Source organism: Thermodesulfobacteriota bacterium (genome assembly GCA_034189135.1).
GTDB lineage: Bacteria > Desulfobacterota > Desulfobacteria > Desulfobacterales > JAUWMJ01 > JAUWMJ01.
In genome coordinates this window covers 1-8,515 of record JAXHVO010000139.1, presented here as the reverse complement: position 1 = coordinate 8,515, position 8,515 = coordinate 1, and the positions used below count along the sequence as shown (strand labels likewise).

At 41.2% G+C, this 8,515-nt stretch carries 8 protein-coding genes; 3 read left to right on the top strand and 5 right to left on the bottom strand.

The annotated features are described in order from the left end of the window. The first annotated feature begins 186 nt into the window (after positions 1-186). Positions 187-825, top strand: coding sequence for a metallophosphoesterase family protein (locus SWH54_20335; protein ID MDY6793620.1), 639 nt, complete (start codon positions 187-189; stop codon positions 823-825). Between the two features lie 60 nt (positions 826-885). On the opposite strand, the gene SWH54_20330 is transcribed toward SWH54_20335, so the two are convergent. Then, the gene (locus tag SWH54_20330) at positions 886-1,797 is read right to left on the bottom strand and encodes an EamA family transporter (GenBank protein ID MDY6793619.1); all 912 of its coding nucleotides are present in this window, start codon (positions 1,795-1,797) and stop codon (positions 886-888) included. Positions 1,798-2,072: 275 nt separating this feature from the next. Here SWH54_20330 and SWH54_20325 point away from each other — a divergent pair, with 275 nt between their 5' ends. Further along, on the top strand, positions 2,073-2,726 hold the full coding sequence (locus SWH54_20325) for a lactate utilization protein (protein MDY6793618.1): 654 nt from the start codon (positions 2,073-2,075) through the stop codon (positions 2,724-2,726). Here SWH54_20325 and SWH54_20320 read toward each other — a convergent pair. Then, positions 2,670-3,599, bottom strand: a complete 930-nt coding sequence (locus SWH54_20320; protein ID MDY6793617.1) for a DMT family transporter — start codon at positions 3,597-3,599, stop codon at positions 2,670-2,672. The genes SWH54_20325 and SWH54_20320 overlap by 57 nt on opposite strands. Positions 3,600-3,675: 76 nt before the next feature. After that, complete coding sequence (locus tag SWH54_20315) at positions 3,676-5,259, bottom strand: MBL fold metallo-hydrolase (protein ID MDY6793616.1); 1,584 nt, start codon at positions 5,257-5,259, stop codon at positions 3,676-3,678. Positions 5,260-5,530: 271 nt separating this feature from the next. Between SWH54_20315 and SWH54_20310 the strand changes: the two genes are divergently transcribed. Continuing rightward, positions 5,531-7,978, top strand: coding sequence for a DUF1566 domain-containing protein (locus SWH54_20310; GenBank protein ID MDY6793615.1), 2,448 nt, complete (start codon positions 5,531-5,533; stop codon positions 7,976-7,978). 139 nt (positions 7,979-8,117) lie between these two features. On the opposite strand, the gene SWH54_20305 is transcribed toward SWH54_20310, so the two are convergent. Both SWH54_20305 and SWH54_20300 read right to left on the bottom strand, forming a co-directional pair. Next, positions 8,118-8,291, bottom strand: a complete 174-nt coding sequence (locus SWH54_20305) for a hypothetical protein (GenBank protein MDY6793614.1) — start codon at positions 8,289-8,291, stop codon at positions 8,118-8,120. Between the two features lie 36 nt (positions 8,292-8,327). Next, positions 8,328-8,515, bottom strand: a 188-nt coding sequence (locus SWH54_20300) for a hypothetical protein (GenBank protein MDY6793613.1), incomplete at its 5' end; no start/stop codon positions are given.

The window sequence follows — 8,515 nt, the reverse complement described above, 5'->3', positions numbered from 1 at the left end:
CCTTTAACGAGTTGCCAATGCAAGTAAATTATGCATTTTCTGGAAAATCTTCGTTTTACTTCTATGCGATTTTACATCGTAAATTCAAACAGTTTTCAATTGTCGTTCAGACACTAATTATATAGGTTACCGCTTTAAATGGCAAGATTTATTACAAAGTCACCCATTACAATATAAAAGGATAAAATGCGTATTTATGCTGTTGCTGACATTCATGGTCGATCAGACAAAATTGCATCGATCCGAAAAAATACAATGCAGTTGAATCCAGATGTAATGGTGGTTGCTGGAGACATCACCCACTTTACCTCTTCTGCCAGGATTTTAGCACAGTTAAACGACCTTTCCGTGCCTGTTCTGGCCATTCGGGGAAACACGGATCGGTTAAGGGTTGAAAATCTGTTTGAAAATTTTTCCAATATTTTCCCTTTGCATCTAAAGAAGGTCACTATCGGCCGCACATCATTTGTCGGTCTAAGCGGCTGCATTCCCATACCCTTTAGCTCACGTATTTGTCTCAATCAGGCACAGATTATTCAAAAACTAAAACCCCTGATAAAAAGTAATTCTGTGTTGGTGGCGCACCCTCCGCCACGGGGCACACTGGATGAGGTCTTGGGAAGGTTTCATGCAGGTTGCCGCAGCCTGACGAAAGTAATTAAAGTGTGTCGACCCTTGCTTATGATTTGTGGGCATATACATGAAAGACCGGGTTCGATTTATATGGGGAAAACGCTGGTGGTTAATTGTGCCCTTGGAAGAACCCATGCAGGCGCCATGATTGAGTTGGACAGCGAAAACAACCTCAAGGCTGAGATGCTTTAATATTTTTCCATATCTGCCGGGTAACATCATAAGAACGGCCTCTCATCTTTTATGCACGGTTCAGGAACCAAACTTTTCAGAGGCCATACGAACATCCGGCAGGTTGGTCAAAAAAACAGCAAATAATACAACACCACCTCCGGCGGTTTGAATCATGGTAAGCTTTTCACCCAATAACATCCAGGCACCAATCGTGGTTACAACGGGAATACCATTGATAAAGACGGCAGCGCGTGAAGCCGGAACACGTGACAAAGCGAAATTATAGCAAAGAAAAGCACTGACAGTAGCAAAGAATATCAGATAGATAAGGGCGCCAATTGAACGGCCACTGACCGTTGACCATTGTATATGCGGGATCTCCCAGAAAAATGCCGGTGCATAAAAGACCGCTCCATACATAAACTGCAAGCTGGTAATTTCGAATGGCGATCGGCTTTGACCCAATTTCCTGGCACTGATCATATAAAGAGCTGCTGAAATTACCGCACCGATAATCAGTATATCACCCAGCATGGATCCACCCAGATCCCATTTAAAATGGGGATCTCCCATAATCAATACAGCAATCCCGGTAAGAGATAAACCTATTCCCAAAAGACCTGTCCTGCGGGTTTTCTCTCCGAGGAAAAGTGCGGAAAATATCACGACCACGACCGGAATGGTGGCGATTATCAATGAGGCTTTCGGGGCAGTGGTGTATTTTAATCCCAGTGTTTCAAAAATAAAATAAAGACCTGGTTCAAATAAAGCGATAAGAAACATATTCACATGGTCTTTTGCGCTAAATTCAGGAAAACCTCGACGTATAAGGAAAACTAACAAGAAGCATGACGCAAGGCTGAAGCGGGCAAATACCAGGGTAAATAGTGGAATGCTCTCTAAGGCGATCTTGGTGGCTACAAAAGAAAGCCCCCAGAAAATGATTGCTCCGTTTAAGGCCATATATGTTTTAAGTTCTTCGGTCTGCATCAAACCTGTATCCTTGATTAATAAAATTAACCTGTTTTCAGATAACGCAAAGCCCCCTATCATATCAAATAGAGGTTGTACATATATATTTTTTTCAATGAACCAAGGTAAATCTATTTATGAGAATTAATATAAAATCTGTTTTACATTCGGGATCGATTCCAGGGATAGTAATTTTTTCAAATGAATTTGTCTTTATCTGCGAAAGACCGTGTTGACATGGAAAGACCTTTTCTTTATGTTGATAAAAATTTATCAATTTAAGGAGGCAGGATATGGAGAATCCTATTGAAAATTACTGGCGGATCCGGCTTAAAGATCTCAAAGGGAACCTGGAAGGAAACAATTTTCAAGTATTTATTGCTCAGGATATAGTAGAAGCCAGAACTGTTGTAGAGAAAAAAATTTTTCCCGCTATTAAACCCAAAAGCGTTTCGTGGGGAGGATCGATGACGTTTACTGCAACCGGCCTCTATGATATTTTGAAAAACGATCCTCACCTTAAAGTGATCGACCCATATGACAAAAGCATTTCTTCAGAGGAAATCCTTGAACGTCGCAGACAGTCTTTACTGGTTGATCTGTTTTTAGCAGGAACCAATGCAGTTACTCAAGCCGGTCAGCTGGTAAACCTGGATATGATCGGCAACCGAGTTGCTGGTATTGCATTCGGCCCTAAAAATGTGATTGTTTTTATCGGCCGGAATAAAATTGTTCCTGATTTAGAAAGCGCAATGTTTCGTATTAAAAATCATGCGGCACCGATTAACACCATGCGGCTGGGCAAAAAGACACCCTGTGCCCAAACCTCATATTGTGAAGAGTGCAGAAGTCCGAACCGTATCTGCAATACCTGGACGATCACCGAAAAATCATTTCCGAAGGGAAGAATCAAGGTTGTTTTGATTAACCAGGAGCTTGGGCTCTAACAGCATACCCCAGAGCTGGGACAAAAGCATACCTGAAAGCATTAGCGCGCAACCCAGCATACCACGTGTTGTTAGGGTTTCATTTAAAATAAGCCAGCCGCCTGTGGCGGCAAATACAGCTTCAAAGCTCAAAAGAATGGCTGCATGAGCTGGATGTGTGTTTTGCTGTGCCACAACCTGCAAGGTGTATGCAATGCCTACAGAAAGCAGCCCGCCATACAAAATAGGTATAGCCGCATGATAAACGCCCTGTAATGTAATAATTTCAACACCAACCGCAGCCATGAGGCTTAAAACACTGCAAACTGCAAACTGGATGCATGCAAGTTTCAAAGGTTCAATTTTCGGGGAAAGCCATCCGATAATCAGAACATGTCCTGCCCACAGAAAGGCACTGACCAACACCAGGAAATCGCCCAAAGAAACCGTTAACTTTTCCGTCACACACAACAGGTAAAGACCGGCAGCAGCGAGAAATGTACCAATCCAGGTTCCGGTATCTGTGTGTTGTCTGAAGGTCAGGCCAAGAATGGGTACAATCACTACATACAAACCGGTAATAAATCCGGCATTTCCGGCAGTCGTATAGACCAGGCCCATCTGCTGGAAAGACGCTGCTGCGAAAAGAACAAGTCCTGCCAGAGCCCCGCTTAATAATTTCATTTTAAGTCGGTTAATCGGCCGGATATCATTGCAAGAAACCAATGGTTTTTTCTTCAACAATATCAGGGGGACGAGGACTAGGCTTCCCAAAGCAAAACGGATACTGTTAAAGGTAAAGGGCCCCACAAAATCCATACCGACTCGTTGAGCCACAAAGCCCAATCCCCATATAAATGAGGTAAGAAAAAGCAACATATCGGATTTTAACATACGCCTGTCCATGGTTGTTGTTTTTTATCTATCCAGCTTAGGGTGCATTTCAAAAATAAATTTACCTTGGTAAACGTCAAGGTTGTATCTGTATGGTTTCACCCTGCTTGGGAACAAAGGCAGCAAAACCTTCGCTGTTTAGAAGCTCGGCAAAAGCAACGGATTGATCTTCTTCCCCGTGCACCACGGCAATTTGTTTTATTTTTAGATTCGATTTTTTGAGGAAATGGAGCATCTCATTTTTATCCCCATGTGCGCTGAATCCACCAAGCCTGACGACATGTGCTTTTAAAGGATACTCTTTATTGAAAAATTTAACCACCGGAGGCGATCCATTTCTACCTGATTTTTCATACGAACCTCCCTGTTCCAGAATACGCCTGCCTAAGGTATGCATGGCCATATAGCCAACAATAAGGATCGTGTTTTTACTGTTATGGATCTTAAAACGCAGATGATGCAGTATGCGTCCGGCTTCACACATTCCCGAGGCTGAAATAACAATATGCGGTTTTTCTTCCCGGTTTAGCGCCATCGACTCTTCTACCGACTTGACAAAATGAATCTGTTCAAAAGAAAACGGATTTTGTCCATGTTCAAGAAAGGTTTCATGTGTTTCCTGGTCATAGACTTCAGGGTGTTCCCCGAAGACACGGGTAATCTTTGTTGCCAGAGGACTGTCAACGTACACGGGAAGTCTTGGCACTTCATTTTCATTATAAAATTCATGGAGAAAGTATAAAAGCTCCTGTGTTCGACCAAATGCAAATGAAGGAATTATAATGCTTCCTCCCCGGTTATATGTGTCCACAATTACTTTTTTCAAGTGAGGTTTTAGATCGATTACCGGTTCATGGATACGGTTTCCATAAGTACTTTCCATGATCAGTAAATCCACTTCTCTATCTTCCTGTGAAAAATCCAAGGTGGGGTCATTGAGAATCGGCTTGTCAAATCTACCGATATCGCCTGTATAACAAATAGTATAGGGATGCCCGTTTTCCTTTACCTTTATGATGGAAATTGAGGAACCGAGAATATGCCCGGCATCGTATAGTGTGCAAGTCACATTCTTGCCGATGGATATTGGGTGATTGTATGGATAGCCATCAAAAAAAGTCAGGGCTTGTTCCGCATCAGCTGTTGAATAAAGGGGTTGAACACCGTCCAGATGGTATTTTACAATCAGATTATTAATGGCTTCAGTGTTAAGTTTATGCCGGTTCTTTTTTAAGAGTTTTGCTATTTCTTCCTTTTCCTTTCTTCCCTTCTTTTTTCCTTTTGATGAATTTTTCATTCGTGTTAGTGCTGAGCGAACGGTTTTGTAATTAAGATAGTCGGCATCCGATTCCTGAATGTGACCGGAGTCAGGGAGAAGGTATTCGCAAGCCGCTGCGGTTGATCGGGTACAGATCACACGGCCGATAAAATTATGCCGGGTCAGCAAGGGAATGCGTCCCGAATGGTCTATATGTGCATGTGAAAGTACACATGTAGAAATAATTCCCGGGTCAAACGGCATCACCCTGTTTTTCTCTGCCGCTTCTTTCCTTCTACCCTGAAACATGCCGCAGTCAAACAGTATCCTGTCGTTTCCCGTAGTGAGAAGATGCATTGATCCGGTCACTTCTCGAACAGCCCCGTAGAATGTTAGGTGCATAGTTATTCTCCTTGTAGCAGTCTGTTACCTGATAGATAAAGAATAGTTTTTATGATATACAGTTAATTGGCGCGAAGGGAACATAAGAAAATTGTACATTGGTGTCAAGTTTTAGATTTTTTGTATTTCCGATTGGATAAAGCAAAATTATTATTTGGTGTAATCAATATTTTTTATCGGGATGCTTGATTCTAAAAAAAAGTTATTATAGAATAACACGGTATTAATTATCAATACTTAGAGGCAATTTATTTCACAGGAGATACCGATAATGGGTAAAAGACCGATTGCAGCACAGGCAGCGATTGAAAGCCAGGAACTTATAAGGCTTAAAAATGATCTCAATTCAACCATAAAATTTTTAAAGCTGGTCAGATTTCTCGATGAATTACCTCAAATGGAAAAAACTGCTTATGATGCAACCCGAAGCCTCTACCAGGCTGTATCAAAAGGCAGGGACATCAGCACCCTGGAAAAAAAGCTTGAAGCTTTTTTTGGTCCTCCGCGAAAAGCCTCCGGCACATCCATGCCCATATCTTTGCGTTTTAATCCAGCCATTAAATACCTGCGTGGGATTCGTAATGAGCAGTCTCTGTTTTTAAAAAAAACCAAAGAAGGATTTTTTTATGGAGCACTGTGGCCATGGAGCAAAACGCCTGTCAACATAACCGTGCATCTTGGATACGTCAGCAACAAAATGTCGAAAAAAGATTATAATGATCTTGAAAAACTGGTAAAAACAAATGTCTTAAATGAAAAGATATTCAAAGCGTTTGATGAAGAAAAAGAAGGACGGATTTATGGGATAAGCTTAGCCTCCTTTCTCAAAATGGCCATGTTTGAGAAAATTTCATGTACCTTGGAAATAAAATCGGCCGGAAAGAGCGGGCGCTTATATATGTTGCAGGGCGAACTAATTGCTGCCGAAACCGGCAGACTAAAAAACAAGGCGGCGGCTTACGAAATAATAAGCTGGAAAAACACTGCGGTTGAGCTCAGGGAGAAAAGCAGAAAAAAATCAAACGAAATTAACCAGGGACTTTTGCAAATTTTATCAGAAGCTCTAAAGGTCAGAAATGAAGGCTCTCAGGACCGCAGGGCTTTTGGAAGAGCCGGTCGGGCTGATGAAAAGCAAAAACCCACCGATGAACGCTATAAAAAATTTCTTGGTTCGGTGCAAAAACCCGGTATAAAAAAATTGTTGCTGGTTTCCGCCATGGTGTTTGTGGTGCTTATTTTTATTGCCGTGGGTGCTGTGTTTTCAGTTCGTGTCATAAAACAGGGTCGGTTAAAAAATGAATATAAAAATCTTCTTGTGCAGACCGAAGAGCTAAGCACCTTGGAAGAAAAGGAGATGCTGCTGGAAGAATATGTTAATTCTCACCCCCCGAATGCTTACACTGAAGAATTAAAAGAGAAGATATGGGAAATTCAACATCTTATGGAAGAACAGGATTTTCAATCGACCCTAAAAAATGTTGCAAAGCTTTCCATTGACTCAAGTTACGAAAAAAAAGCCACTGCCATCTATACCGAATATCTTTCAAAGTATCCCGAAGGAACTTTTGCTGAAGAAATTCAACTTAAAATTGCACAAATACCCAGTTTGATCGATGACATAGAATATAAACAATTGGCCGGAGTTGCCCAAAGCGAGTATGGTAAGCGTATTGATGCTTACCTGTCCTATCTCTCAAAGCATCCCGGTGGTCAACACGTCAGCGCGGTGGAGGAATTAATTGCAGATACCGGGGAAGAGTATTATGACTACCTAATAAGAGAAGTTGATCTTATTGAGCAGCAGAAACAATGGGACAGGGGTATTGAGCTGTGCACCAGGTTTATCGATATATTCAAAAACAACTACCATTTAGACGAAGTATTCGAGTTGAAAACAAAGTTACAGGAACAAAAGGACTACGATTTTTTGATGGCTCATATCAAACGAGCTGGAAAAAATTATTGGCTAGCTAGAAAGGCTTATTACAGCTTTCTCGCAAAACATCCTGACACTGATAAAAAAGACGAGATAAATAACGAACTGTCCAAAATAGCGAAAAAGATAGACGAAATTAAAAAATGGGAAACCGTTCTTAAATACAGTAAAAATGAGCAACATAGTTTAGCTGAAAGAATATATGCGTTGGAAAACTATATTAGTTATACTTCTTCAGGGCCATATATTGACTATGCAAAACCCATACTATCGCGCCTGAAAAATAGAAACCTCTCTTTAAAACATCAGCAGTCAGAAAAACAGCACAGCAGGCAACAGGCCCAAATACAAAGAGAAAAAGACCGGATAAAAAGAGAAAGGGATAAAATTAAAACAATGCTGAATAAAACCGGCAGGCGCTATGTTTCAGATAATGACGGCACCTTTACTGATACAAACACCGGTCTAAAGTGGTGTTTATTGGATTCCAGAGCGGCACTAAATAAATGCCTCGATTATAAATCTGCCCAAAAATATGTGAACAGTCTTAAAACCGGAGGATACAGGGACTGGAGATTGCCGGATGCAAGCGAGCTGGCAAGTCTTTATAAAAAGGAACCTTCCTTCCCCGATAAAAGAGCAACATGGTACTGGACATCTGAGATTTTTATCAAAGGACATCATAAAAAGGCTTTAATTGTAACTTCGAAGCGCGAAAATGTTTATACAAGGCGGGGAGTCAACCTGGGTAAGTGCGGGTGGGTGCGTGCTGTTAGACCATAAACGCTGAGAAGGAATAAAGGCTGAGAGGCTATGAGTCCAGAAGGTTAAGAAGCTGATTGAAGGTCTAACCATGCCATTTTGCAAAGATCCTAGACTGTAAAGGTATTTTTGAGTGCACCTTTAGTATGGCCCTGGGTGACTATCCATGAAAATGTTTAATATGTACACCTCTTTCGACTATCCCCTCGTCCATTAAATTTTTGTGGCATTTTTTGCAAAGTGGACCAATTTCATCTCCTGTGACCGACTCATCATAGATGGGGTCAGAGGTAATCGGTTCATCACATTCGCAACAATATTCCACGTCGTTCATTTAAACCAGCCTTTCAGTCCATGGATTTTCTATTATTTACTTATCGGCATTAATTGCTTCCGACTTTAGTGAAAAATTAAGTTGTAAGGTCTCTTTTTTATAATTTATACCCCAATTGAGCGAAAAAAAGTAGTAATAACCATCTAAAAAAGCTGGAAAAGCCTTTAGAATAAGGGTATACAGATGGTGACGAAACCAAAAACCCAAATTCTGAAAGGCTTTCA